Source organism: Silvanigrella paludirubra (genome assembly GCF_009208775.1).
Lineage (GTDB): Bacteria > Bdellovibrionota_B > Oligoflexia > Silvanigrellales > Silvanigrellaceae > Silvanigrella > Silvanigrella paludirubra.
In genome coordinates this window covers 1-1,496 of record NZ_WFLM01000012.1, presented here as the reverse complement: position 1 = coordinate 1,496, position 1,496 = coordinate 1, and the positions used below count along the sequence as shown (strand labels likewise).

General features: G+C 34.2%; 2 protein-coding genes. Both read left to right on the top strand.

The features are described 5' to 3' along the window. Window positions 1-842, top strand: an 842-nt coding sequence (locus GCL60_RS17300) for a CD225/dispanin family protein (protein ID WP_202614059.1), incomplete at its 5' end; no start/stop codon positions are given. A gap of 290 nt (window positions 843-1,132) precedes the next feature. Then, window positions 1,133-1,496, top strand: a 364-nt coding sequence (locus tag GCL60_RS17195) for a hypothetical protein (protein WP_153421919.1), incomplete at its 3' end; no start/stop codon positions are given.

The window sequence follows — 1,496 nt, the reverse complement described above, 5'->3', positions numbered from 1 at the left end:
CAATCATGAAGTTTGACCCAACAGGGGAAAGCGCGGCTTCTTATACAGTAATGGGAATAGGAATTCTTCTTGCAATCATAGGAATTGTAGCTTCTGTTGTTACCTTTGGTAGTTCGCTTGGTTTAACAGCAGCAGGTACATCCGCAGCAGCGGGAGCGGCAGGGGTTACAACGACACAGGCTGTTTTAGCAACAACCTCTTTAGTAACTGGAGTAGCGGCTGGAGCAACAGGAATTGCAAGTTCTGTTTATCAAAACAAAGCAGAATTAGCTCTTGAATCAGGTGATAAAAATAAAGCAGCTGAGTATGCAAATACGGCAAGTGCTTTAGGATGGGCTTCTCTAGCTCTTGGGATTGTTTCTGCAGTTTCTGGAATTGGTGCTTCTTTGGCGGCTGGTCCTAAAGGCGGTTATCAGCTTCTTAAAGAAACAGATTCAATTTCTTCTGTTTCATCCACCAATACGAATTCAACATATCTTGGATCTCGCGCAGTATCTTCAAGTAATGTTACTGATAAAGGTTATGGTTGGAAATCTATGTGGAATCATCGTCAACAAATGGGTGGAACAAAATTAGATACAAGTGCTTTTAGACCTTTTGGTGATTATGGGATTAATAAAAGTAGTAGTCTAACTAGTTTAGAGTCTATAAATTCTGATCTTAATTTTTATTCTTCTAGATTAAGATTGATTGGCGATAGTGATACTCTTTCAATTGGATCTTCTTCATCAATAATGAGCTCATCTAATTCTGGGACAAATAGCAATTGGTTACAACCTTTAAAGCTTGTATCTCCTGTTTACAATGATGTTAGCTTGAGGTTAATGCAAAGCGATAATTAAGAGTTATTTTTAATAACTTGATAATTGTGTGAGCTTATGAAAGCCAGAAGTGTGAAAACATTTCTGGTTTTTTTTAAATCTAAAAATTATAAAGGAAAAATTAATCTTAATTTTTTTTTAAATTAAAATAAAATGAAATTAAGATTAAAAATTCTCAAAATTAAGTTTATTTAGTTGTAATTAATTGACAATAAATTCCTATATAATAAGTGTATTTTGTCTTTTATTTCTATAAAAATAATTGATGGTTTTTCGTCTGTTTTTATTGCAATTTCATTTAAGGCTATCAATTGAAAAAAAATCATATTTTAAATAAAGTAACAGCATTATTTAGTACTGGTCTAATGCTATCAAGTCCCTTTCAATCGTATGTCTATGCGAGCGGGATATCTAAGTTAACAGCAGTTGTTTATAGCTCAGCAGAAGGTGCTAAAAACACACAGACAGTAGCTAAATCAACAGCAGGTACAGAGCTTAGTGGAACTAAGGCTTATGCCCAAAGTGCAAGTAATAACCAAGGCGGAACAGATAGCAATAAGCCAGTAAGTGATGCTTACAATTATAAAGATTTATCTCAATCTGTAGATCCAAGAACAGGTGCATTTTCTCTATCATATAAAATAGGAGATGTAATTGGGAATGGATTTGAAGATC